The following is a 24,123-nucleotide window of genomic DNA, read 5'->3' as shown; positions in this document are numbered from 1 at the left end:
TAGCAGTGGAGGTGCGGCATGGAACTAGTACTATATCATTGGCCAAGATTCATACCTGCGATTCTGTTTGTCCTTTTTTCATTGATGACAGTGAGGGACAAATACACAAGATTGCAAAAATTTGGGCTGGGTATAGTTCTTTTTTTTATCTCAGGACCAATAGTTTCTATAATTGCCGAGCTTCTCTATTCATGGTTTTTCGCTGTTCTTATAAGACCTGTTCTTGATGAAACCAATGCCAGTTTCTTTGGTGCTTATACATTATTTGTATTATTTTATGATGCAATAGCTTATATCATACCTTTAATTCTATATTCAAAAATAATGCAGCTACCTGTAGTTATTTCTTCAACATGGTTTATTCAGTATGTTCTTCAGGACAGGTTCGCACTGATTATATCTCCTACAAAAATAAGTTATTTAATTGTATATGCTGTTGCCGTCATTCTACTTATGATGGTACATAAAAACGATGTGGAATATGTATCCACTCATTTATATTCACTAAGCTGGAAGCCTGTGCTTTTCTATAACATTGCGCTGTTTTTCTTAATAGATAGCTGCTATTGTGCACTGTATTTTTTCCAGTATGTTCTTTCAGAAGAGAAGGATGTGCTAGTGCTTTGGTTGGATGGAATAGTAATTTTAGCCTGTGCTTTTTCTGCAGGTTTTTCAAAATTAAATGTATATCTGTCGAGAGAACAGTCAAATAAAATAGAATACATGAAAAAGTTTCAGGAAAACCAAACTGAAATTATTAGGAATTTTGCTACTATTTCAGAGGCAAAATCTGGTGAGACAGGAGAGCATGTCCGCAGAGTTTCAGAGTATACTGCTATTTTGGCGTCTGAGCTTTTAGATAATGATGTAGATATAGACATTATTAAAATTGCATCCATGTTGCATGATGTTGGTAAGCTTATGATTCCAAATGAGATTATTGAAAAACCGGGAAAGCTTACGGATGAAGAATACAATATTATAAAGGGGCATTCCTCTTATGGTAATGAGCTTTTATCACATAGCAACGGAGTTATTTTAGATGTGGCAAGAGAAATTGCGCATCAGCACCACGAGCGCTGGGATGGAAAAGGCTATCCACAGGGACTTAAGGGGGAAGAAATTTCCGTTTATGCACAGATTGTTTCGGTGGCAGATGTATATGATGCCCTTACAAGCAAGCGCTCATACAAGGAGCCTTGGCCAGCAGAAAGAGCAAGAACCGAAATAATTATTCAGCGTGGCCAACAGTTTTCACCAAAAGTAGTAGATGCCTTTGACAAATACTACGATCAGATTGAAGAAATCAGACTGAAATACAGGGATGAGCCTGTGGAAATAAAATGAATTTGAAAACAGGTTTACCAATTACCCCTAGTTTGCTATAATTATTCTAGTTTTTCTATAAGTATTTAGGAGGCAGACATGGCAGAAAATAAGAATTTTGTAATAAATGTTAATGGTGACGGCGGTGTTAATATCTCTGAGGAGGTAGTTGGAATCATCGCAGGTCTTGGTGCTGTAGAGGTTGAGGGCGTTGAGTCTTTAGCTGGTAATCTTACAGCAGATAATATCTCAAAGGCTGGACAGGGTAAGCTTGCAAAGGCTATCAGAGTCGTTGATTCAGACCCAGGAAAGATTGTAGTTCGCATGGCTATCAATATGAAATATGGCTATGAGATTCCAAAGGTTTCAGGCATGGTTCAGGAGAAGGTAAAGCAGGCCGTTGAGACTATGACAGGTCTTGTTGTTACAGCTGTAGATATCCGTATCGCTACAGTTAGTGTTTCTTCAAACAACTAGTCCAGCAGTTATTTATTTTTTATGCATATTAATGTATAATTATGGGGTGCTATCGTTATGATGGCATCCCTATATTATTCTAAATATCAACATTTTTTAGGAGTATTTATTTATGAATAGACATGAAGTCAGAAAAGAAGTATTCAAGGCAGTTTTCATGAACGAGTTTCATGACACTGATGACATGGAAAGTGTTATAAATACCTTCCTTCAGGGGCGTAACAATGCCGAGACAGAGGATTTGGCAAAGAACAATAAGACACCTGAGGATGAGGAATACATCAAGACTAAGTCAGAAGCTATTATCGCAAAGCTTCCAGAGATTGATGAGCTTATCAATAAGTCAGTTGATGGTTGGAAGACTACACGTATGGCAAAGGTGGATCTTACACTTATCCGTCTTGCTTTATACGAGATCAAGTACGAGGCACTTCCAGTAGGTGTAGCTATCAATGAGGCAGTTTCTTTAGCAGACGAGTTTGGTACAGACAGCTCAGCAGGTTTCGTAAACGGAGCATTAGCTAAGTTAGTTTAAAGACATGAATAAAAATGTATATAGTGTTTCCCAGATAAATACATATATCGAGCGGATGTTTTCCGACGATTTTATGCTTGGAAATCTTTCTCTTTCAGGTGAGGTCAGCAATTGCAAATATAATCACACTGGCCATATTTATTTCACTTTGAAAGATGAAAAGAGTGCAATTTCCTGCGTTATGTTTGCAGGGAAGAGAGCAAAGGGATTGAAATTTGCCATGAAGGACGGTGACCAGGTAGTAGTTACAGGCTACGTGGGAGTTTATAGTCCACAGGGCAAATATCAGGTATATGCTAATGAAATCGAGCTTCAGGGCGTTGGCGATTTATACCAGCGTTTTGAGGCACTGAAGGAAGAACTGGCAGAGAGTGGTATGTTTGATGCCATGTATAAAAAGCCTCTTCCTACACATGCTATGAGAATAGGTGTGGTTACTGCTCCAACGGGTGCGGCAGTTCATGATATCATTCGCGTATCAAAGACTCGTAATCCTTTCGTTCAGATTATCCTTTATCCTGCACAGGTACAGGGTGAGGGAGCGGCACCATCCATCATTTCAGGTATTCAGTGTCTGGATGAGATGAATCTTGATGTTATCATCGTCGGAAGAGGCGGTGGTTCTATTGAGGATTTATGGGCCTTCAATGAAGAGGAGGTTGCCAGAGCAATCTTCAGGGCAAACACTCCAATCATTTCCGCAGTTGGTCACGAGACAGATGTTACCATTGCGGATTTTGTTGCAGATAGACGTGCAGCAACACCATCTCAGGCGGCAGAGCTTGCTAATTTTGTATATCAGGATTTCGCCAATCAAATTACTCGTTATTCGGACAAGCTTGAAAGAAATATGGATTTTAAGATTCAGGCATATCAGGAGCGACTTACTGGATATAAACAGCGCATACAGCTTCTTCGTCCAGAGAATAAAATAAAAGCCAATGAAGAAAGGCTTGCTAATATTTCCATCAGGCTACAGAATCTGATTCAGGTAAAACTTGACAGATATGAGAATAGACTTGTTGCATTATCCGGTCGTCTTGATGGACTTTCGCCAGCAAAGAAGCTGGCAGCTGGCTTCGGATATATTACAGATCAGGCTGGAAACAGGGTGGACACAGTAGAGCAGATTTCTGTAGGTGATAGTATCAGCATCAGAATCAAGGACGGTGAGCTCACCAGTCAGGTTACAGACAGGAGATTATATGGCTCAGAAAAAGGATAATCAGGAAACTACAATTGAACAGAGCTTTGAAGCATTAGAGGAAATCATTTCAAAGATGGAGTCATCAGACATATCTTTAGATGATTCCTTTGCGCTATATAAGGCAGGCATGGAGGAACTTCAGCATGCCAATGCCAAAATCGAACAGACAAAGAAAGCTGTAATGGCTATCAGCAAAGATGGCGGTTTAGAGGTTTTTGAAGAGGAAGACTAGCATGGATATTAAAAACGAACTTAACCTTAGGGCAGAGGCGGCAGAGGATGTAGTTATCAGATTTTTACCAGACGTTGAAGGAATGCAGAGCACTATTTTTGATGCGATGCAGTACAGCGTCACGGCTGGAGGTAAGAGGCTTCGCCCAATTCTTATGAACGAGACTTTCCAGTTATTTGGAGGAGAGGGTGATGTAATTGAGCCATTTATGGCAGCAATTGAGCTCATCCACACATACTCTCTTGTTCATGATGATTTACCAGCCATGGATAATGATATGCTTCGCCGCGGCAAGCCAACCACTCACGCAGTTTATGGTGAGGCTATGGGCGTTCTTGCAGGTGATGCACTTTTAAACTACGCCTTTGAGACAGCATTAAATGCATATGATGCTGATATTGATACTATCAGGGTCACTGAGGCTATGAGGCTTCTTGCCAGAAAGGCCGGAGTTTTCGGTATGATAGGTGGTCAGGTAGTAGATGTGGAATCAGAAAAACAACAGCTTGAAATGACAAAGGAAAAGCTGGACTTTATATATGAGCTTAAGACAGGAGCACTTATCGAGGCTTCCATGATGATAGGAGCGGTGCTTGCTGGTGCTACAGAAGAACAGGTAGAGACTGTTGAAAATGTAGCAAAGAAAATAGGCCTTGCCTTCCAGATTCAGGATGACATCCTTGATATAATTGGCGATGAGGCTACTCTTGGAAAGCCAATCGGCTCAGACGAGAGAAATGAGAAATGTACATTTGTTACATTCGCAGGTATTGAAAAATCCAAGGAAGAGGTAAAACGTCTCACAGATGAGGCACTTGAGGAACTCAACAGCCTTCCACAGAAGAATGAGTTCTTAAATGAGCTTCTTAAATATTTAGTATACAGAGACAAATAAAATTTATGGTTCTTGATAAAATAAAGCAGCCTAATGATATAAAAAATTTAACAGATGAAGAGCTTAAGGCACTTTCACAGGAAATCCGAACATTCCTGATTGAGCACCTTTCAAAGACAGGTGGTCATCTTGCATCTAACCTTGGTACGGTTGAGCTTACAATTGCATTACATTTATTACTTGATTTCCCACAGGATAAGCTCATCTGGGATGTTGGACATCAGGCATATACTCATAAGATTCTTACTGGTCGTGCAGGCGAATTTGATCATCTTCGTCAGTACGGTGGTATGAGTGGTTTCCCAAAACGAGAAGAAAGCGATTGCGATAGTTTTGATACAGGTCACAGTTCTACATCTCTTTCAGCAGCCCTTGGCTATTGTATAGCAAGAGATTTGGCTGAGGAGCACTACAAGGTAGCGGCAGTTATCGGAGATGGTGCTTTGACTGGTGGCCTAGCTTACGAGGCTCTTAATAACGCGTCACGTCTTCAGAAATCAAATATGCTTATCATTCTTAATGATAATGAGATGTCAATTTCGAAAAATGTTGGTGGTATGTCGGTTAATCTTGAGAGACTTCGTACCAGTTCAAAATATGTTGGTCTTAAAAATGATGTTCTTTCATCACTTGAGTCGTGGCCAAATGGCGAGAATATTATCCGTAAGATTCGTAGTACCAAAAATGGAATTAAGTCATTAATGGTTCCTAATATGGTATTCGAGGATCTCGGTGTTATGTATCTTGGTCCTGTTGATGGACATGATATAAAAGCGATGCTTGATACATTCAAGATGGCAGTTCGTATAAACGGACCAGTGCTTGTGCACGTCATCACAAAGAAGGGTAATGGCTACGAGCCAGCAGAGCGTCATCCATCACGTTTCCACGGTACAGACATATTCGAAATCGAGACAGGTCTTCCAAAGAGAAGCAATAATCCTGGTTACACAGATGTTTTCTCTACTGTTATGCGTAAGATGGGAGACAGAAATCCTGAGGTAGTTGCCATTACAGCAGCTATGGCCGAGGGAGCTGGTCTCAAGCGATTTAGAAATATGTTCCCTGAGAGATTCTTTGATGTGGGAATAGCAGAAGAGCATGCAGTTACCTTTGCAGCCGGACTTGCTTTAGGTGGAAGGATACCTGTATTTGCAGTTTATTCTTCTTTCTTGCAGAGAGCATATGATCAGATTCTTGAGGATGTTTGTCTTCAGAATCTCCACGTTGTATTTGCTATTGACAGAGCTGGTCTTGTTGGTTCAGATGGAAGCACCCATCAGGGAGTATTTGATGTATCCTTCCTTACAGCAATGCCTAATATGACAGTGATGGCTCCAAAGAATAAATGGGAGCTTTCAGATATGATGAAATTTGCAGTATCTAATCACAATGGACCAATTGCTATTAGATATCCTAGAGGAGAGGCGTATTGTGGTTTGAAGGAGCAACGTGCACCTATTCAGCTTGGAAAAGCAGAGGAAATCAAGGATGGTTCAAAGGTTATGCTTCTTGCCTTCGGTTCAATGGTTAAGAAGGCTGAGGAAGTAGAGCAGCTTTTACAGGCTCATGGCATCGATGCTGGTATTTGCAATGCTCGTTTTGCCAAGCCATTTGATAAGGCATATCTGGAGGCTATTAAGGATCGTTACGATTTGATTGTTACTATGGAAGAGAATGTGTACACAGGCGGCTTCGGTCAGCAGGTGCAGTCATATCTCAATGACATAGATTACAAAGGGAAAGTTCTTAAGATTGCGATTCCGGATGAGTTTGTTCAGCATGGAAGTATCACACTCCTTTTCAAGGAACTCAAGATGGATGCACAGTCAATTACAGAGCGTATATTAGAAGTATTATAGGAAATTAGAATGAAAGAAAGACTTGATATTGTTTTAGTAGACAGGGGCTTTGCCCCATCTCGCGAAAAGGCCAAGACCATGATTATGGAAGGCAATGTATTTGTCAAAGGTAACCGCGAGGATAAAGCAGGTACAAAAATAGATGTTGATGCAGATATCGAAATCCATGGTCAGCAGCTTAAGTATGTTAGCCGTGGAGGTCTGAAGCTTGAAAAAGCTATGACTCATTTTGATATCACATTAGATGGCAAGGTTTGCATGGATATTGGAGCTTCCACTGGAGGCTTCACTGACTGCATGCTTCAGAATGGTGCTAGCAAGGTATTTTCTGTAGATGTTGGTTATGGTCAGTTTGCATGGAAGCTTCGTCAGGATCCACGAGTTGTTTGCATGGAAAAGACTAATATTCGCTATGTCACTTTGGAGGATATAGGAGAGAAATTAGATTTTGCTTCGGTGGACGTTTCTTTCATCAGCCTTACAAAGGTTTTAGGTCCAGCAAAGGCACTTCTCAATGATGATGCTGAGATGGTTTGTCTCATCAAGCCACAGTTTGAGGCAGGTCGTGAGAAGGTTGGAAAGAAGGGCGTAGTCCGTGACCCAGCAGTACACGAGGAAGTAATAAATAACATAATAGATTTTGTTAAAGAGATTGGTTTTTATGTGCTCCATTTGGAATTCTCTCCAATCAAGGGGCCAGAAGGTAATATTGAATACTTGATTCACATTTCTAACTCAGAAAAAGAGGGGGATGCTATTGATGTTGTTGCCACTGTAGCAGCGGCTCATGGTAGCTTAGACAAATAATGAAAAACTTTTTAATTGTTGCAAGGTCTTTTAGCGATTTACATGAGAAATATGTCAATGTGATTCGTGATTATATTAAGGCACATGGCGGGATGTGCATTTTAGATTTGGATACATGCTCTGACTGCTCTGATGAGCCTATCAGTGTAGCAGATGATGTTCAATGTATTATTACAGTTGGTGGAGATGGCACGGTAGTACGTGTTGCTCAGAATGTCACCAATCGTAATGTTCCAATAGTTGGTTTGAATTGCGGTCATCTCGGTTATCTCTGTGATATGACAGTTGATAATATCGAGCACTGCCTTGATCAGCTCCTTAACGACAATTATAAGTTAGATACACGAATGATGCTTGAGGGTGATTGTTCAAATGATTCTGGCAATCGCTTTAGAGCACTTAATGATATTGTGGTTGCACCAGTTGCGGCAGGTTTATATGTGTTGAATCTTACTGTAAAGGTTAATGGAATTCAGCTTTACAATCACAATTGTGATGGCCTTATTGTGGCCACACCTACAGGCTCTACAGCCTATAATCTATCTGCAAACGGACCTATTGTCAGCCCTCATGCAGATTGTTTAATACTTACACCTATCAACCCTCATACACTTAATTCCAGAAGCATAATACTTGCTTCATCAGATGAGGTTGAGGTGACTATTGAGGCCCGTCACGATGATGACGATCCTCAGGCAAACATAGTTTATGATGGCACCCTTCGTCAGACTCTGAAAAAGGGTGAAAAGCTCAGAATATATCGTTCTGGCACCACATCACATATGGTAATGCTTGAAAATGTTAATTTCTTGGAACGTATAAGAGCAAGAATGCAGGAGATCTAAATGAAGATTGAAAGACAGGCTAAGATTTTAGAGTTAATAGTAAAAAATGAAATCGGTACACAGGAGGAGCTTACAGCTCGCCTTGAGGAGGCAGGCTTTAACGCAACTCAGGCTACAGTTTCTCGCGATATACGCGAAATGAAGCTCACTAAGATTGCCGATGGAACAGGAAAGCTTCGCTATGTGGCATTTAAGTCCACAGAGGAAGATATGAATGAGAAATATATTCGCATTTTCTTAGATGGTTTTGTGTCTATGGATAATGCTGAAAATATATTAGTTATCAAGACAGTTTCTGGTATGGCTATGGCTGTGGCAGCAGCTATGGACCATTTTGATTTTCCAGAGGTTGTCGGATCTATCGCCGGTGACGACACTATCATGTGCGCCATCCGTTCTTTAGATGACACAGTATACATCATGGGGAAGCTCAAGAGGATTATCGAGCAGCATTAATTAGGAAAGGTGCAATTCCTAAGGTTGGCGAGATGGGTTAAAAAGGAGAATAAGATGCTAGCTAGTTTGCACGTTAAAAATTTAGCCTTAATTGATGAGGAAGAAATTATTTTTTCAAAGGGGCTAAATATTCTGTCAGGCGAGACGGGAGCAGGTAAATCAATTATCTTGGGAGCACTTCACCTTAGTTTAGGTGACAAGGCGTCTAAGGATTTTCTTAGAGATTCTGATTCTGAGGCCTTTGTTGAGGCTGTATATCTCGTAAATGATGAAAAAACTAAAGAGGCACTTCGCGATTTAGGAGTGGAGCCATATGATGACGAGGTAATTATGAGTAGAAAGATTACCGAGTCTAGAAGTGTTGGCAAAATTAACGGAGAGCAGGTTCCTGCTGCCAAAATGAAGGAGGTTGGAGACATCCTTCTTGATATTTATGGTCAAAAGGAGCACCAGTCACTTCTTAATACTCATAAACACATGGAGTTTCTTGATGAGTTTGCTAAGAATCAGATTGGTGATTTAAAGTATCAGGTGGCTGAGAGCTACAAGAATTATCGTGCTCTTATGCAGGAGCTTGAGGATGCCAAGAAGAGTGATATTTCAAAGGAACGAGAGATAGTTCTTTTGGATCACGAGATAAATGAAATAGAATCTGCAAATCTTAAATCTGGTGAAGATGAGGAGCTGGAGGATGAGTACAGACGTCTTTCTAATTTTAGCAAGACTATGGAGTATTTCCAGCGAGCACATGAGGCAATGACTGGTGATGGTGGCGCGTCAGATGCTCTTAGCTCTGCGATTTCAGATTTACGTCATATCGAATCAATAGATGAGAAGGCTGCAGATTTACTTTCGATGTTAAATGATGCAGACAGTATTATTTCTGATTTTAACCGTGAACTTTCAAGCTATATGGCGGATACATCCTTTGATGCAGGCCGCTTTAACGAGGTGGAGGTTCGCCTTAATGAGATTAATCGCCTTAAGGATAAGTATGGTCCTTCTATCGAGATTATTCTAGAGGAGCTTGCAGCTCGTCAGGAGAAGAAGGCAAAGTTCGAAAGCTTTGATGAGTATTTGTCTGAGCTTAAGAAGAATGTGGAGAATGCCACTGCTGAGCTTGATGCTTTATCAGGAAAACTTTCTGATATTCGTCACAAGGCAGCTAAGGAGCTTGCAGTGAAAATGCAGGCTGCCATGAGTGATTTGAATTTCCTAAATTGTGAGTTTGATATGGAGCTCACTCGCTTGGATAAATACACCGATAATGGTGTTGATGATGGTCAGTTCGTAATCAGCACCAACCCAGGTGAGCCACTTCGTCCTCTTAAGGATATTGCTTCAGGCGGTGAAATGAGCCGTATAATGCTTGCAATAAAGACAGTATTAGCTTCTGATGGAGGAATTGACACTCTCATCTTTGATGAGATTGATGCTGGTATTTCAGGTCGTACAGCTCAGGCTGTTTCGGAGAAGCTTTCTACAGTTGCCGCTAATCATCAGGTTATCTGTATAACACATTTACCTCAGATTGCAGCTATGGCTGATACACATTTCCTTATTGAAAAGAGTGTAGCTAATGGACATACTATTTCAGGAATCAAGAAGCTTCTTGGTGATGAGACAGTAGATGAGCTTGCAAGAATGCTTGGCGGAAGCGCTATTACAGAGGCGGTTATGACTAATGCCAAGGAAATGAAAGATATGGCGAAAAGTTATAAAGAAAGAGCTTGATTTATAATTCTTAGATGATATAATGAAGTCTGCATGGTCACATGCAGACTTTTTTCGTTTTTTATTCCCATTTGATTTGTGTCATATAGCGGAGGCTAAATGACATACGAAAAATTTAATAAGAATATTGTCTTTAAGCTTATAAATAAAGACAAAAATGTAGAACTGTTAGAGACTGTTCCTTATAAGGAATATTTGGATTTGGCAGTGGTATTTTATATCGCACATACCAATGATGACGACTCCTTGAAATGTAAGGTTATTACCAATGAGTTGATGACATCCTGGGGTGTAGATGTAGATGCACTTATGGGCTTAGCTCTAGAGAACACTCCAAGATTACTAGGATTGAAGATTCGTGGAATATTAAGTACTATAGCATCTTATACAGATAATGAAGAACTTCAGTCTGTAGCAGAGGAAGAGGATAACGACTTGCCACTATATGTTGCTACAAATAATATAGCAATGCATGGAGCTGCAGTACTTATTTACAGAGATTTGCTTAAGGCTTTTGCGGCCCGTAAGAAGTCGGATGTTTATATCATCCCTTGCTCAGTCCATGAACTCATAATGATTCCATCGGTTGAGTGTCCAAATATTGATCCAGTAGAAATAAAGAATTTGATTTTTTACGTAAACCGCAATGAATTGAAGGAGGAAGATTTCCTTTCGGATAATCTCTACTTTTATAACGTACATAACGACGAGGTTACTATTGTACAGTAAATAAATCACACAAAAAAAAGCAGGTAGCTATCAATCTCTTAGAATTACTCAAGGAGAGCTTTCTTCAGCTCGACGGAGTAATTACTAAGGATTGAGAGCGTAACCTGCGTATTCTTTAGTAAGCTTTTAATTTCTTCCACAGAGTAGTGGTATAGTCGAGTGTTTCTTTATCGTAGGCTTCATAAAGCTTGCAGCGGGAGAGTGTTTCTTTAGTTGGGAAAACAGTCTCATCAGCTAAAGTTTCTTCATCCTCATGCTGTGCAACCTTTGTATTTGGAGTAGCGTACCATACGTATTCAAAGTTTTCTGTAGCAGCTTCTTCCTCACACATGAAGTCTATCCATTTCATGGCTGCATCATAATGCTTACAGGTGCGAGGCACAAACCATGAATCAATCCAAAGATTTCCACCTTCGTTAGGTACGATGTAATCTAAATCTTCATTGTACTCCATACCCATGGCTGCTTCTCCAGAGTAGCATACTGCCATGGCAGCGTCCTGGGAAATCATGCATTCATAAGTCTCATCCTGAAGGTAGGCATATACATATTTCTTTTCATCACAGAGAAGATTGAAGGTGTCATCAAGCTGTTTTTTGTCAGTAGTATTGATGTCGTAACCAAGCTTCTTCTGGGCAACCATAAATGCATCACGCTGTGAGTTAATCATTACGATGCGGTTGTTATATGCTGGGTCCCAAAGACAGTCCCAGGATGAAACAGTTTCTTTGTCTACCATGTTGGTATTGTAAAGGATACCAACAGTTCCGTAGAAATATGGAACGGTGTACTTGTGAGTAGGATCGAAGGCTGCTGATGCTTCGATAATATCTTGATCAATGTTAGCGTAATTTGGAAGAGAGTTGTAATCGATAGGAATCAGTTCCCCCTCTTGGCGCATAGTCTCAATCATATAGTCGGAAGTGCAGATAACATCATAATTGATGGAGCCTGCTTTATATTTGGCGTACATATCTTCAACAGATTCATACTCCTCATATTTAACCTTAATTCCAGTTTCCTTCTGGAATCTTTTCAGAACATCAGCTTCGATGTATTTTCCATAATTTAAAACAACAAGTGTATCTGTGGCGTCTGCATCAGAACCGCAACCGGTGAAGCTAAGCACAGAAGCGGTACATAAAACAAAAACACTAAGAAGGCTAATTAATCTATGTCTCATTATTTTACAGCCTCCTTTCTAACATCCTTTTTGAAGTTCATTACAAGCAAAAGAATAAATGCAAGTAAGAACAGGATAGTAGACAGGGCATATAGCTCTGGCTGAATTCCCTTTCTGAGCTGTGTGTAAAGCATTGTTGAAAGGGTATTAACACCGGCACCCTTTGTGAAATAGGTGATGGTGAAATCGTCAAGTGACATTGTAAGAGCCATTAAAAATCCCGATAAAACTCCAGGGAAAATTTCTGGCCATACTACTTTGTAAAATGCATAAGATGGTGTAGCGCCCAAATCCATGGCTGCTTCAAAGCAGGCCTCAGAAAGTGACTGTAGTCTTGGTAGTACATTAAAGATTACATACGGCACTGAAAACGCAATGTGTGCAAGTACAACTGAAAACTCTCCAAGAGGAGTGAATCTTGTGAATAGAAGCATCAGTGAAATACCTGTTACAATATCTGCATTTAAAAGCGGAATGTTTGTAGCGCCAAGCATAATAGCTGCGTGTCTTTTCTTCATATAATGGATACCGATGGCAGCTGATGTGCCAAGTAAGGTGGCCAGTATAGAAGAAGTAAGTGTGATTCTAATGGTGGTGCCAAGGGCTCCCATAATATTGTCGTTTGAAGTGAGGTTCATGTACCACTTAAAAGTGAAGCCGCCCCACACAGTACGTGACATAGAATCATTAAAGGATAAAACAATAAGCACTAAAATTGGTGCATATAAAAACAAAAACACAAGTCCGAGATAGAAGTAGGATGCGCCTTTTTTAACCTTTGTCATACAAGCATACCTCCATTCTCAGAATCATCAATCCTGTTCATGATAGACATAGAAAGAAGTACGAAAATCATGAGGATGATTGAAAGTCCAGAACCTAAATTCCAGTTTCTGGCAAGTGTGAATTCCTGCTCGATTACGTTACCGATAAGCAGAACCTTTCCTCCACCTAAAAGGTTGGAAACAACGAAAGATGAAAGGGCAGGTACGAATACCATAATGATTCCTGAGATGATACCATCCTTGGAAAGTGGAACAGTAATCTTGATGAATGTAGTCCACCAGTTGGCTCCAAGGTCGGCAGCAGCCTCTACTACAGAATCGCTTACCTTTGATAATGCATTGTAAATAGGCAGAATCATGTAAGGAAGGAAATCATAAACCATTCCAAGAGTAACAGCAGCTTTTGTATATAAAATATGGACGGTTGGAAGACCAACTGCTGAAAGAATACTGTTTAAGATTCCGTTGTTTGAAAGGATAATCTGCCATGCTAAGATACGGAGCATGAAGTTCATCCACATTGGAAGGATAAACAGGAAAACTACAAAGCCTTTATTTGTGATTTTCAGGTTGTGCAAAATAAGCGCAACAGGGTAAGCAATAATCAGGCAGATTATTGTTGTGACAAAAGCAACCTCGATAGACAGCCAAAGTGATTTCAAATGTACTGCGTCAGTGATTGCTAAAAGATTAGAAAGTGTGAAGCTTCCTGCATCGTTTGTCAGTGCATATCCTAATATATAGAAAAGTGGAAGGATAGTGCATATCAGTACCCAGACTGCATAAGGGGCTGCAAGGAAGCTTGTTCTAAAGCGATTAATCATCTTCCTTCATTACCTCCTCGTCCTCTGACTCAGGCTTGTTCATAATTTGGATGTTAAATGGTATTACATTTAAAGAAACGTGCTGGCCAACCTCGAAATATTTGGTCGTGTGAACCAGCCACTCGTATTCACCACACTGAACATCAAGCTCGTAGTGAACACCCTTGAAGAGACAGTCTGTAATGACACCATCCATGAAGCCCTTACCTGGAGCTCCAAGCTCTACATCCTCAGGGCGGATGACAACGTCGACTGGCTTCATAGTTCCAAAACCACGGTCAACACAAGGAACCTGAACACCAAGGAAGGAAACAAGCTCATCCTTAATCATGATTCCTTCAATGATATTACTTTCGCCAATGAAATCAGCAACGAAAGCATTTTCTGGCTCATTGTAAATATCCTCTGGAGAACCAATCTGCTGAATATATCCTTGGTTCATAACAACGATAGTATCAGACATAGTGAGGGCCTCTTCCTGATCGTGAGTAACGTAAAGGAAGGTAATGCCTAACTCCTGCTTAATCTTCATAAGCTCGTACTGCATATTCTGACGAAGCTTTAAATCAAGGGCGCCAAGAGGCTCATCCAAAAGAAGTACCTTTGGCTCATTTACGATGGCGCGGGCAATAGCGATACGCTGCTGCTGACCACCTGAAAGTGAATCAATGGAACGCTTCTCAAAACCATCAAGGTTAACAAGCTTTAAGGCGTATTTGATTTTGTCGTTAATGTATTCCTTTGATTTTTTCTGGATATTAAGTCCAAAGGCAATGTTCTCCTCGATAGTCATGTGAGGGAAGAGCGCATACTTCTGGAATACTGTATTTATAGGACGAAGATTTGCTGGAAGCATAGTGATATCATTTCCATTAAGATAGATACGTCCTGAATCTGGCTTTTCAAATCCACCTAAAAGGCGAAGGGTAGTAGTCTTACCACAACCTGATGGACCAAGAAGAGTCACGAAAGTGTTCTCCTTAATGTATAAATCCAGCTCATCTAAAACAAGCTGTTTATCGTAGCTTTTTGATACGTGATCAAATTGAATGAATTCCAAAATTATATCCTCCTTATATATATGAAAAAAGCTCCGAATCAGACTCGAACTGACGACCCCCTCATTACGAGTGAGGTGCTCTACCAACTGAGCTATCGGAGCAAAAACAATGCGCAAGTAAACCTTTATGAAACTGAAATTTCTGCGGTTTTTAGTCTAATATAATTAGGTAAAAAAATCAATTAAATTGTTGAGAAAATCATGCCGTTTTATTATAATGACATTTGTAAAAATTTGTATAAAAAGGTTAGGAGAATATCATGGCTAGAAATACTAAAAGAACAATACCTTCATCTGCTTTAACTAAGTATGTTAACAAGGAGAATCTCCCGTTAATATCACTTATATGGCTGGTAGTTTTTTCGGTAGTTGCCATTGTAGTTTCTTGTGTAGCTTTCGATATTAATGTTGTTATTGCTTGTGTAATGGTAGTTCTTGAGGCTGCTCTTGCGGCATGTCTTAACAGAATTCCAATCTGGATTCACGGTCTTGTGTTCATTGCGCAGATTGTTATAGGTATCCTTGCTTCACAGGTTGGATTCATGGTACTTATGGCGTTTATCTATGTTTTCGCCATTGCATTTTTATTTATTTGGGCAAATAGATGGTAAAGATTAATTATCAAAAAGAATTAGATAAGTTAATAGATCAATTTGAAAAAGAAGGCCGCGTGCCTTCTTTATTACTACATAGCTGTTGTGGGCCATGTAGTAGTTATTGTATTGAGTATTTATCTCGGTACTTTAATATCACGGTTTTTTACTACAATCCTAATATATATCCAGACGAGGAATATTATCACAGGGTGAAGGAACAGCAGCGTTTTATCAAAGCTTTTCCTACAAAGCATCCGGTCGAATTCATCGAGGGTGATTATGATAAGAATCGTTTTTACGATATAGCAAAAGGTTTGGAGCACGAACCGGAGAAGGGAGCACGTTGTCATAAGTGCTACGAACTCCGTCTCAGACGGACAGCTGAAGTTGCAGCTGAAAAAAGCTTTGACTTTTTCACAACAACACTTACAATATCTCCAATGAAAGATTCTCAGGTTCTCAATGAAATCGGAATTCGTATAGGCGAAGAAGCGGGAGTGTCATGGCTTCCATCCGACTTCAAAAAGAAGGAGGGCTTTAAGAGGTCTACAGAATTATCAGCGGAATATGATATGTATCGACAGGACTACTGTGGATGCGTTTATTCATATAATGAAAGACAGTTACAAAAAAAGCAGAATTAAGAATTACGGAGGATTAGTTATGGCACAGTTGTGGGGAGGTAGATTCACAAAATCTACCGATCAGATGGTTTATGATTTCAATGCTTCTATCAGTTTTGATAAAAAGCTTTTTGCTCAGGATGTCCGCGGTAGCCGAGCACATGTTAAGATGCTTGCTTCTGTTGGCGTTATCACTGATAAAGAGCGTGATCAGATTTTAGCTGGTCTTGATAGTATTGAAGCTGATGTTAATTTAGGGGCACTGGAAATTACTTCTGAGTATGAGGATGTCCACAGCTTTGTAGAGGCTAATCTTATTGATAGAATCGGTGATGCAGGAAAGAAGCTTCACACAGGTCGTAGTCGTAATGATCAGGTTGCTCTTGATATGCGTCTTTACACACGTGACCAGGTGGATGCTACATCACAGGCTCTTACACATTTACTTGAGACCATACTTAAGATTATGGAAGAGCATATTGATACTATTATGCCTGGTTTCACACATCTTCAGAAGGCTCAGCCTATCACTTTGGCACATCATATGGGTGCTTACTTTGAGATGTTCAGAAGAGACGTGCTTCGTCTTTCCGATATCAGAGTTCGCATGAATTACTGTCCACTTGGCTCGGGAGCCCTTGCTGGTACCACATATCCTCTCAACAGAGATATGACAGCAGAGCTTTTGGAGTTTGATGGTCCTACTTTAAATTCAATGGACGGTGTTTCTGACAGAGATTATCTTATCGAGTTTTTATCAGCCCTTGCCACTATTCAAATGCATCTTTCTCGTTTTTCAGAGGAGGTTATTATCTGGAATAGCAATGAGTATCGTTTTGTAGAGATTGATGACGCGTACTCAACAGGTTCATCTATCATGCCACAGAAGAAAAATCCTGATATTGCAGAGCTCGTAAGAGGAAAGACAGGACGCGTTTATGGAGCCCTTACATCACTTCTCACTACAATGAAGGGAATCCCTCTTGCTTACAACAAGGATATGCAGGAGGATAAAGAGATGGCCTTTGATGCCATGGAGACAGTGCAGAATTGTATAGTTCTCTTTGATGGAATGCTTGCCACAATGACTTTTAATAAAGAGGTTATGGCTGAATCTGCAAAGAAAGGGTTCACAAATGCAACTGATGCTGCCGATTATTTAGTTAACAGAGGTGTGCCTTTCAGAGACGCACACGGAATCATCGGACAGCTTGTTCTTTACTGCATAGACAAAGATAAGTCTATCGATGAGCTTTCATTAGATGAATTAAACGCAATTTCTCCAGTTTTTGAAGAAGATATTTACGATTCAATTTCTATGGAAACCTGCGTAAATAAGCGACTTACAACAGGTGCTCCTGGACATGACGCTATGACCTTGGAAATTAAGGCTTGCAAGGAGTTCCTTAATAGTTTATAATGCCATGTAATGACTGTGGCGGACAAATGTCCGCGACAGAAAAACAAATTTAAGGAGAGTGTTTGAAATGAGCGAGAAATTAAGAGTCGGAATTCTTGGTGGTACTGGTATGGTTGGTCAGAGATTTATTTCTCTATTAGAGAACCATCCTTGGTTTGAGGTTACTACAATTGCTGCCAGCCCAAGAAGTGCCGGACTAAGATACGAGGATGCAGTAGGCGGAAGATGGAAAATGACTACTCCAATGCCAGAAGCAGTGAAGGACATCATCGTAAAGAACGTAAATGAGGTTGAGGAAGTAGCTTCAGAGGTTGATTTTGTATTCTCAGCTGTTGATATGTCAAAGGACGAGATCAAGGCCATCGAGGAAGCTTATGCAAAGACAGAAACTCCAGTAGTTTCAAACAACTCAGCACATAGATGGACTCCAGACGTTCCTATGGTAGTGCCTGAAATCAATCCACAGCACATGGAAGTTATCGAGTTCCAGAAGAAGAGACTTGGTACAACACGTGGTTTCGTTGCAGTTAAGCCAAACTGCTCAATCCAGTCTTATGCACCAGTTCTTACAGCATGGAAGGAGTTCGAACCATATGAGGTAGTAGCTACAACATACCAGGCTATCTCAGGTGCAGGTAAGACATTTAAGGATTGGCCAGAGATGGAAGGCAATATCATCCCATTTATCTCAGGTGAGGAAGAGAAGTCAGAGAAGGAGCCACTTAGAATTTGGGGCCACATCGAGGATGGAGTTATCGTTCCAGCTGATGATGTAAAGATTACATGCCAGTGTATCCGTGTACCAGTTCTTAACGGACATACAGCAGCAGTATTTGTTAAGTTTAGAAAGCAGCCTACAAAGCAGCAGCTTATCGATGCAATCAATAACTTCTCAGGTGTTCCACAGGAGCTTAAGCTTCCTAGCGCACCAAAGCAGTTCATCCGTTACATGGAAGAGGACAACAGACCTCAGGTATCTCTCGATGTAGATTACGAGAACGGCATGGGCGTTTCAGTTGGTCGTATCCGTGAGGATAGCATCTACGATTGGAAGTTCGTAGGACTTTCTCACAACACAGTTCGTGGTGCTGCAGGTGGTGCAGTACTTTGCGCAGAGCTTCTTAAGGCGCAGGGCTATATCACAAAGAAATAGAATAAAGACACTTGTTTGTTGACAGTTATTTAACAGCTAATTCACAAGTTAGTACCCCTTCTTATGCTAAGATAAGAAGGGGTATTTTTGACTGCGGTTTAAGAGGTTTTTATGGGGACAATTAAAAGCAAATATGTAGCTAACAAAAATTTAACAATAGTTAGTTCAACTATATGGGCTTTTTTTACTCTTATTTGTGTGCTTTCTATCGTTTTTCATTCGCATCCTGTGTACAAATTGGGGTATATATATATAATAATTTTTCTTATTCCTTTTTTGCTTATTGCAGGCTTATATGGATATCTTATAAGCATGTTTTCTTTTATAGTATGTTTTCTTGTTTCCTTGATTTTTAATAGTGAACAAGCATATTCTATGGCCGTTTTTCTAATAGCTATGTTTGGTTATTCTCTTTTTTCTCAATATTTTTGGTTTAAAAGTGCTGTCAAATCTGTTTTAGCGGTACTGATAACATCCACTATGACAACAATTATAGCAATACTCTGTTTTCCGGTTGTAATTAGAGATGATTTATCAGATCCATTTTGGATGGTTATTTTAGGCTATTTTGGTGGAACCTTTATATTAGTATCTACTGCAACTCTTATATTAGCTATTTATTTAAATTTTGGATCAGATACCTCTAAAACTCTTTTTCCATTAGCTTATGGATATACAAAGGAGTATCAAAGAAATGAGTTTTATCATAGATACCACAGAAAAACAAAAGTAAGTATTAAAATAACAACAATTATTATTGCAGTTGAGTTAGTATTGAGCATATCAGTAGCCTTCTTTATACCGATTTTATTTCCGGATTTGAAGGCAATGATGATTGATACCATTGATGTCCAAAACAATAGTGAAACTATAGATAATATGAATGGTGATGTTTACTCATATATTTCAGATGCCAATTACAAAATGAATGATATGGCTATCGTATTTGATATAAAGATGAGCCTTTTGATGATGTGTGTTGGTGTTCCTCTGGCAGCCATTGCAAATTACTATACAAAGACATCTATAGGTGGACCATTGGGGCTCATGTCTGACTTTATGCATTCTTTTGTTCTTACCAAGGATGAGGACAAACTGAAGGTCATAAGACAGATTAGCAATATGGAAATAAAAACAGGCGATGAGATAGAGGTGTTGTCGGATTATGCAAAGTCTACACTTCTGGAAATGGCCGATTATATTGAAAGATATGAGAAACAGCAAAAGCTGGAGACAGAGCTTGAGATTACAAAACAGGCTAGTGAAGCTAAATCAAGCTTCCTATCAAATATGTCTCATGAAATACGTACTCCTATTAATGCTATCATCGGTATGAATGAGATGATTATCAGGGAATGTACTGATGAACAGATACTGGAGTATGCCAATAATGCCAAATCAGCTGGAAATTCGCTTCTTTCTCTTGTAAATGATATTTTGGACTTTTCAAAAATTGAGGCTGGCAAAATGGAGATTTTAGCAGTTCAGTACGATCTTGCTTCCGTGGTAAATGATTTGGTAAATCTTATTGCGGCAAGAGCGGAAGAAAAGGGCCTTGATTTAGAAATAAATGTAGATAGTTCTATACCTTCAATTCTCATTGGAGATGAAATTAGACTAAAGCAGGTTGTTACAAATCTGCTTACTAATGCTGTAAAATATACAGAAAAAGGAACTGTAGCATTAAGTATTTCCTATGAAAAGAGTGATGAGAACAATATAATTCTTCACTTTGAGGTAAGTGATACAGGTATAGGTATTAAAGAAAGTGATTTAGCAAAGCTTTATTCCCCATTCGAGCGAATTGAAGAGATTAGAAATAGAACAATCGAAGGCACTGGCCTTGGTATGAGTATTGTTCGTAAGCTTTTAGCTTTGATGGATACAAAGCTTATTGTTGAAAGTGAGTACGGCAAAGGTTCATCCTTTAGATTTTTCGTTAAACAGGAGGTTGTTTCTTGGAATGAAATCGGTGATTTCAAAGACAAATACAAGGAATTTATTAATTCAGCAGAAAAATATCATCAGAGATTCCAGGCACCTACTGCCAATATTCTTGTGGTAGATGATACTGAAATGAACCTTACTGTTATAAAGAGTCTTTTAAAGAAGACCCTTATAAATGTAGATACAGCTATTAGTGGATTTGAAACCTTAGATAAGGTTAAAGAAAAGAAATACGATATCATCTTCCTGGATCATCGAATGCCGGAAATGGATGGTATAGAAACCTTTGAAAAGATGAAGGTTTTAAATGGAAATATTAATAAGGCAACACCTGTAATTGCCCTTACCGCAAATGCTGTATCAGGTGCAAAGCAGGAGTATCAGAATATAGGCTTTAATGACTATCTGGCAAAACCTGTTAACTCCGTAGAGCTGGAAAAGATGATGGAGTTTTATTTACCTCCAGAAAAGATAGAATCCGTAGCTATCGACAATGGTTTTGAAAAGTATTCTGATGGAAAATTAGATATTCCGGAAGGAAGCTTCCTTGCTAACCTTAAAGAAATTGATTTGAAGGAAGCTATCACTAATTGCGGTGGGGCAGAGGTGCTTGAAAATGTTGTTAAAGACTTCCTTGTTTCTCTGGATAATAAAGCGGATGCTATTGAAAAATATTTGAATGATGGTGATTTAAGAAATTATACAGTTTATGTCCATGCCCTAAAGAGCTCGGCAAGATTAATCGGAGCTATGGAGCTTTCAAAGATGGCTGCAGATTTAGAGGCAGAAGGAAATGAAGGTAATTTTATCGCTCTTCATGAAAGGACACCTGCTTTACTTGAAAAATACAGAAGCTATAAAGAACATTTAAAGGCTGCTATGGAAGATGAGGATAATACAGACAAACCACTGATTCCAGAGGATGATTTGAAGCGAGCATTTAAGGATATTAAAGAATTGGCTGAAGCATATAATTATGACGCTATAGATTATATTCTTTCAATGCTTGGAGAATACAGTATTCCTGAGGATTATAAGGATACCTATAATAAAATCAAACAATTAACAGTTGCGGTAGATAGAGATAGAATTTTAGAGTTGTTGTAACTATTGTTTTCTTAAGAGGATTTGACTATGGAAAAGAGACTTGTTCTGGTTGGTGATTCAAAAAGCTTTATGGTTTCATCAATTGCAAAGGAGCTGACAGACAATGGCTTTGATGTCATTAAGGCATCCTATAACGTGGATGCTTTGAGTCAGATCGCCAATCGTCCTTCGGTATTTCTTGTTTATATCGATGACTTTGGAGAAATAAAGGATTTGTTTGTTTATTTGAAGGACAGCACCCTAGAAGGAGACATATCACTGTCTGTTATTGGTTCCCAAAATGATATAGACAGTGTTAAGAATCTTATGCCAAATACTCCTCTTGCTGCATCTTTCTTACGTCCAATTAACGTAAAAGATATGGCGTTGGCCATGGATAAAGTATTACAGGCTGAGGATGAGCGTCTTCAAAATAAGAAAATTCTTGTTGTTGATGATGACGGTACCATGCTTAGAACCATTAAGAGCTGGTTGGAAGGATACTATCAGGTGTTTATGGTTAATTCTGGAATGGCAGCCATTACATTTTTGGCAAAGAATAAAGTCGATTTGATTTTGCTGGATTATGAAATGCCAGTAACACCAGGACCACAGGTTCTAGAGATGCTTAGGTCAGATCCTGCTACATCACATATTCCAGTTATGTTCCTTACAAATAAAAGTGACAGGGAATCTGTTATGGCAGCAGTTGATTTAAAGCCAGAAAAGTACTTATTAAAGACAATGAAGCCTATGGAAGTCCTTAAGTCCATTAATGAATTCTTTGAGAAGGAGAAGGCAAAGAGCTATTAAAAATCTACAAATTATTAAATTTGAATAAAATTCTTTTTTGGTGTAGTCTGCTAAAGTGAAATGTGTTATGATAGTAGCCGTACAAATATTTTTGTGAAAAAATTGCTAGGGAGAATTGTTATGGTTACTAGAACAAACGAACTCAAGAAGTTAGATGCTATTTACCAAAGTAATGCTAATAATCTGGTTCTTATGTATGGTAGAACTGGTAGCGCTAAGGAAGCCCTTTTGGATTCCTTTACAACAGGCAAGTCTTATTTCTATTACAGAAGCAGACAGTGTTCAGATGCTAAGCAGCTTTTCTATTTAGATAAGCAGATGCGTGAAACATATAGTTTTCTCAAGGCTAGCACAAGCTTCGAAGAGAGCTTTAAGAACTTCCGCTCAAAGGATGGCTCAAAGCTCGTTGTAATTATCGATGAAGCTCAATTTGCTATTAAGAAAAACACCGAACTTTTCTATGCACTTGTTTCCTTAAAGAACCGTAAACTCTACCCTGGTAAGGTTATGATTATTGTAGTCAGCTCATCTATTGTATGGGCAGAGAATACCTTCCCTGAGGTGGTTGGTTCTCTGAAGTCATCAGTGGATGACTCTATTAAGCTGGAAAATCTTTCATTCCTTGATGTAGTCCGTGCTTTTCCAAACTATTCAGTTGCACAGTGTGTCAGCACCTACGGTATTATCGGAGGTGTGGCTGATTATGTCGAAAGATGGGATGGCAGAAAGAATATCAAGGCAAACGTCTGTGAGCATATTCTCAGCCCTACAGGTTTTCTTTATAAAGAGGCAGAAGGATATATTTCTTCAGAGCTTCGCGAATTATCATGCTATAACACAATCCTTGGATCCATAGCCAGTGGAAATGAAAAACTTAATGATTTGTTTGAGGATACAGGATATTCCCGTGCCAAGATTTCTGTTTACATGAAGAATTTAGCTGCCTTTGATGTGGTTGATAAGGTTGTTTCTTTTGAAACAGGCGGATGGGACAATACAAAGAAGGGTGTATACAGAATTGTGGATCCATACATTAATTTCTGGTTCACATTTGTTTACCCACATTTATCAGAACTTATTTCTCGCACACCAGAGTCATTCTATAACGAGTTCATTTATCCTTATCTTGATAAATACTTACAGACATATTTTATCGATGTATGTCGTGAGTACTTACACCTTCTCAACATGGTAGATAAGCTTCCAATTAAGCTTGTAAAGATAGGCACCTGGGTAGGTAAAGAGGGCAATATCGATGTCATCGGTCAGAGCTCAAACCGAGAGAATGTAGTTGGTATTTGTAACTGGGCTGATAAGCAGATGAGCTATAAGAGATATGAGGAATTGCTTGAGTCTATGAAGAAGGCTCGTATTACAGCTAACACTGTTTATCTATTCTCAGCTACCAAGTTTGACGAGAAGCTGGTAGAGCTTTCTAATGAAAATAAATCTGTTGTTCTGGTAGACATGACAGAGCTATAATTGATATAATTATATAGAATTTTACAGGTAGAAGCCTTTGCAAATC

At 39.3% G+C, this 24,123-nt stretch carries 23 protein-coding genes and 1 tRNA gene; 19 read left to right on the top strand and 5 right to left on the bottom strand.

Annotation, left to right across the window (positions count from 1 at the left end; genetic code table 11):
* The first annotated feature begins 18 nt into the window (after positions 1-18).
* The 12 genes from BLP54_RS05460 to BLP54_RS05405 all read left to right on the top strand — a co-directional run bounded on the left by BLP54_RS05460 (position 19) and on the right by BLP54_RS05405 (position 11,105).
* The gene (locus tag BLP54_RS05460) at positions 19-1,347 is read left to right on the top strand and encodes an HD-GYP domain-containing protein (RefSeq protein WP_090167569.1); all 1,329 of its coding nucleotides are present in this window, start codon (positions 19-21) and stop codon (positions 1,345-1,347) included.
* 78 nt (positions 1,348-1,425) lie between these two features.
* Positions 1,426-1,803: an Asp23/Gls24 family envelope stress response protein gene (locus BLP54_RS05455; RefSeq protein ID WP_090167567.1), complete on the top strand. Its 378-nt coding sequence runs from the start codon at positions 1,426-1,428 to the stop codon at positions 1,801-1,803.
* A 112-nt stretch (positions 1,804-1,915) separates the two neighbouring features.
* On the top strand, positions 1,916-2,338 hold the full coding sequence (gene nusB / locus BLP54_RS05450) for a transcription antitermination factor NusB (RefSeq protein ID WP_090167565.1): 423 nt from the start codon (positions 1,916-1,918) through the stop codon (positions 2,336-2,338).
* Between the two features lie 4 nt (positions 2,339-2,342).
* Positions 2,343-3,563, top strand: coding sequence for an exodeoxyribonuclease VII large subunit (gene xseA, locus BLP54_RS05445; RefSeq protein WP_090167563.1), 1,221 nt, complete (start codon positions 2,343-2,345; stop codon positions 3,561-3,563).
* Positions 3,544-3,777: an exodeoxyribonuclease VII small subunit gene (xseB, locus tag BLP54_RS05440; RefSeq protein ID WP_090167561.1), complete on the top strand. Its 234-nt coding sequence runs from the start codon at positions 3,544-3,546 to the stop codon at positions 3,775-3,777. The genes xseA and xseB overlap by 20 nt, the downstream gene beginning before the upstream one ends.
* A 1-nt stretch (position 3,778) precedes the next feature.
* Positions 3,779-4,672, top strand: a complete 894-nt coding sequence (locus BLP54_RS05435) for a polyprenyl synthetase family protein (RefSeq protein ID WP_090167559.1) — start codon at positions 3,779-3,781, stop codon at positions 4,670-4,672.
* 5 nt (positions 4,673-4,677) lie between these two features.
* Positions 4,678-6,534 (top strand): 1-deoxy-D-xylulose-5-phosphate synthase, encoded by a 1,857-nt coding sequence (gene dxs, locus BLP54_RS05430; protein ID WP_090167557.1) that lies wholly within the window; start codon positions 4,678-4,680, stop codon positions 6,532-6,534.
* A gap of 9 nt (positions 6,535-6,543) precedes the next feature.
* Complete coding sequence (locus tag BLP54_RS05425) at positions 6,544-7,341, top strand: TlyA family RNA methyltransferase (protein WP_090167555.1); 798 nt, start codon at positions 6,544-6,546, stop codon at positions 7,339-7,341.
* Entirely contained in the window at positions 7,341-8,186 is an 846-nt protein-coding gene (locus BLP54_RS05420; RefSeq protein WP_090167553.1) for an NAD(+)/NADH kinase, read from the top strand. The genes BLP54_RS05425 and BLP54_RS05420 overlap by 1 nt, the downstream gene beginning before the upstream one ends.
* Positions 8,187-8,642, top strand: a complete 456-nt coding sequence (gene argR / locus BLP54_RS05415; protein ID WP_090167551.1) for an arginine repressor — start codon at positions 8,187-8,189, stop codon at positions 8,640-8,642.
* Positions 8,643-8,696: 54 nt separating this feature from the next.
* Complete coding sequence (gene recN / locus BLP54_RS05410; protein WP_090167548.1) at positions 8,697-10,376, top strand: DNA repair protein RecN; 1,680 nt, start codon at positions 8,697-8,699, stop codon at positions 10,374-10,376.
* A gap of 99 nt (positions 10,377-10,475) precedes the next feature.
* Positions 10,476-11,105 (top strand): DUF5688 family protein, encoded by a 630-nt coding sequence (locus BLP54_RS05405; RefSeq protein ID WP_090167546.1) that lies wholly within the window; start codon positions 10,476-10,478, stop codon positions 11,103-11,105.
* 115 nt (positions 11,106-11,220) lie between these two features.
* Here BLP54_RS05405 and BLP54_RS05400 read toward each other — a convergent pair whose 3' ends face one another.
* The 5 genes from BLP54_RS05400 to BLP54_RS05380 all read right to left on the bottom strand — a co-directional run bounded on the left by BLP54_RS05400 (position 11,221) and on the right by BLP54_RS05380 (position 15,059).
* Positions 11,221-12,288 carry an ABC transporter substrate-binding protein gene (locus BLP54_RS05400; RefSeq protein ID WP_090167544.1) on the bottom strand — a complete coding sequence of 356 codons (1,068 nt, stop codon included), beginning with the start codon at positions 12,286-12,288 and terminating at the stop codon, positions 11,221-11,223.
* Positions 12,288-13,073: an ABC transporter permease gene (locus BLP54_RS05395; RefSeq protein ID WP_090167542.1), complete on the bottom strand. Its 786-nt coding sequence runs from the start codon at positions 13,071-13,073 to the stop codon at positions 12,288-12,290. Before BLP54_RS05395 ends, BLP54_RS05400 begins: the two co-directional genes overlap by 1 nt.
* The gene (locus tag BLP54_RS05390) at positions 13,070-13,897 is read right to left on the bottom strand and encodes an ABC transporter permease (RefSeq protein ID WP_090167540.1); all 828 of its coding nucleotides are present in this window, start codon (positions 13,895-13,897) and stop codon (positions 13,070-13,072) included. Before BLP54_RS05390 ends, BLP54_RS05395 begins: the two co-directional genes overlap by 4 nt.
* Positions 13,890-14,957 carry an ABC transporter ATP-binding protein gene (locus BLP54_RS05385; RefSeq protein WP_176754480.1) on the bottom strand — a complete coding sequence of 356 codons (1,068 nt, stop codon included), beginning with the start codon at positions 14,955-14,957 and terminating at the stop codon, positions 13,890-13,892. Before BLP54_RS05385 ends, BLP54_RS05390 begins: the two co-directional genes overlap by 8 nt.
* A gap of 29 nt (positions 14,958-14,986) precedes the next feature.
* A tRNA-Thr gene (locus BLP54_RS05380) sits at positions 14,987-15,059 on the bottom strand.
* 158 nt (positions 15,060-15,217) lie between these two features.
* On the opposite strand from BLP54_RS05380, the gene BLP54_RS05375 reads away from it, so the two are divergent.
* From BLP54_RS05375 to BLP54_RS05345, 7 genes are all read left to right on the top strand, one after another.
* Positions 15,218-15,568: a hypothetical protein gene (locus tag BLP54_RS05375; RefSeq protein ID WP_090167536.1), complete on the top strand. Its 351-nt coding sequence runs from the start codon at positions 15,218-15,220 to the stop codon at positions 15,566-15,568.
* Entirely contained in the window at positions 15,562-16,197 is a 636-nt protein-coding gene (locus BLP54_RS05370) for an epoxyqueuosine reductase QueH (RefSeq protein WP_090167534.1), read from the top strand. The genes BLP54_RS05375 and BLP54_RS05370 overlap by 7 nt, the downstream gene beginning before the upstream one ends.
* Positions 16,198-16,216: 19 nt before the next feature.
* The gene (gene argH / locus BLP54_RS05365) at positions 16,217-17,596 is read left to right on the top strand and encodes an argininosuccinate lyase (protein ID WP_090167532.1); all 1,380 of its coding nucleotides are present in this window, start codon (positions 16,217-16,219) and stop codon (positions 17,594-17,596) included.
* A gap of 67 nt (positions 17,597-17,663) precedes the next feature.
* Positions 17,664-18,749: an aspartate-semialdehyde dehydrogenase gene (gene asd, locus BLP54_RS05360; protein WP_090167530.1), complete on the top strand. Its 1,086-nt coding sequence runs from the start codon at positions 17,664-17,666 to the stop codon at positions 18,747-18,749.
* 480 nt (positions 18,750-19,229) lie between these two features.
* Positions 19,230-21,803 carry an ATP-binding protein gene (locus tag BLP54_RS05355; RefSeq protein WP_090167816.1) on the top strand — a complete coding sequence of 858 codons (2,574 nt, stop codon included), beginning with the start codon at positions 19,230-19,232 and terminating at the stop codon, positions 21,801-21,803.
* A gap of 27 nt (positions 21,804-21,830) precedes the next feature.
* Positions 21,831-22,595: a response regulator gene (locus BLP54_RS05350; RefSeq protein ID WP_090167528.1), complete on the top strand. Its 765-nt coding sequence runs from the start codon at positions 21,831-21,833 to the stop codon at positions 22,593-22,595.
* 120 nt (positions 22,596-22,715) lie between these two features.
* A complete protein-coding gene (locus tag BLP54_RS05345) occupies positions 22,716-24,077 on the top strand; it encodes an ATP-binding protein (protein ID WP_090167526.1) in 1,362 nt (453 codons plus the stop codon).
* Positions 24,078-24,123 lie beyond the last annotated feature (46 nt).

This window comes from Pseudobutyrivibrio sp. 49 (assembly GCF_900100545.1).
Taxonomy (GTDB): domain Bacteria; phylum Bacillota; class Clostridia; order Lachnospirales; family Lachnospiraceae; genus Pseudobutyrivibrio.
This window is presented reverse-complemented; position numbering and strand designations above follow the sequence as displayed.

Coding starts and splice junctions, on each gene's coding strand:
- xseB (WP_090167561.1), top strand. CDS start 3,544: ATGGCTCAGAAAAAGGATAATCAGGAAACTACAATTGAACAGAGCTTT.
- BLP54_RS05390 (WP_090167540.1), bottom strand. CDS start 13,897: ATGATTAATCGCTTTAGAACAAGCTTCCTTGCAGCCCCTTATGCAGTC.
- argR (WP_090167551.1), top strand. CDS start 8,187: ATGAAGATTGAAAGACAGGCTAAGATTTTAGAGTTAATAGTAAAAAAT.
- BLP54_RS05345 (WP_090167526.1), top strand. CDS start 22,716: ATGGTTACTAGAACAAACGAACTCAAGAAGTTAGATGCTATTTACCAA.
- dxs (WP_090167557.1), top strand. CDS start 4,678: ATGGTTCTTGATAAAATAAAGCAGCCTAATGATATAAAAAATTTAACA.
- BLP54_RS05400 (WP_090167544.1), bottom strand. CDS start 12,288: ATGAGACATAGATTAATTAGCCTTCTTAGTGTTTTTGTTTTATGTACC.
- BLP54_RS05455 (WP_090167567.1), top strand. CDS start 1,426: ATGGCAGAAAATAAGAATTTTGTAATAAATGTTAATGGTGACGGCGGT.
- xseA (WP_090167563.1), top strand. CDS start 2,343: ATGAATAAAAATGTATATAGTGTTTCCCAGATAAATACATATATCGAG.
- BLP54_RS05435 (WP_090167559.1), top strand. CDS start 3,779: ATGGATATTAAAAACGAACTTAACCTTAGGGCAGAGGCGGCAGAGGAT.
- recN (WP_090167548.1), top strand. CDS start 8,697: ATGCTAGCTAGTTTGCACGTTAAAAATTTAGCCTTAATTGATGAGGAA.
- asd (WP_090167530.1), top strand. CDS start 17,664: ATGAGCGAGAAATTAAGAGTCGGAATTCTTGGTGGTACTGGTATGGTT.
- BLP54_RS05370 (WP_090167534.1), top strand. CDS start 15,562: ATGGTAAAGATTAATTATCAAAAAGAATTAGATAAGTTAATAGATCAA.
- argH (WP_090167532.1), top strand. CDS start 16,217: ATGGCACAGTTGTGGGGAGGTAGATTCACAAAATCTACCGATCAGATG.
- nusB (WP_090167565.1), top strand. CDS start 1,916: ATGAATAGACATGAAGTCAGAAAAGAAGTATTCAAGGCAGTTTTCATG.
- BLP54_RS05375 (WP_090167536.1), top strand. CDS start 15,218: ATGGCTAGAAATACTAAAAGAACAATACCTTCATCTGCTTTAACTAAG.
- BLP54_RS05420 (WP_090167553.1), top strand. CDS start 7,341: ATGAAAAACTTTTTAATTGTTGCAAGGTCTTTTAGCGATTTACATGAG.
- BLP54_RS05395 (WP_090167542.1), bottom strand. CDS start 13,073: ATGACAAAGGTTAAAAAAGGCGCATCCTACTTCTATCTCGGACTTGTG.
- BLP54_RS05460 (WP_090167569.1), top strand. CDS start 19: ATGGAACTAGTACTATATCATTGGCCAAGATTCATACCTGCGATTCTG.
- BLP54_RS05355 (WP_090167816.1), top strand. CDS start 19,230: ATGACAACAATTATAGCAATACTCTGTTTTCCGGTTGTAATTAGAGAT.
- BLP54_RS05425 (WP_090167555.1), top strand. CDS start 6,544: ATGAAAGAAAGACTTGATATTGTTTTAGTAGACAGGGGCTTTGCCCCA.
- BLP54_RS05350 (WP_090167528.1), top strand. CDS start 21,831: ATGGAAAAGAGACTTGTTCTGGTTGGTGATTCAAAAAGCTTTATGGTT.
- BLP54_RS05405 (WP_090167546.1), top strand. CDS start 10,476: ATGACATACGAAAAATTTAATAAGAATATTGTCTTTAAGCTTATAAAT.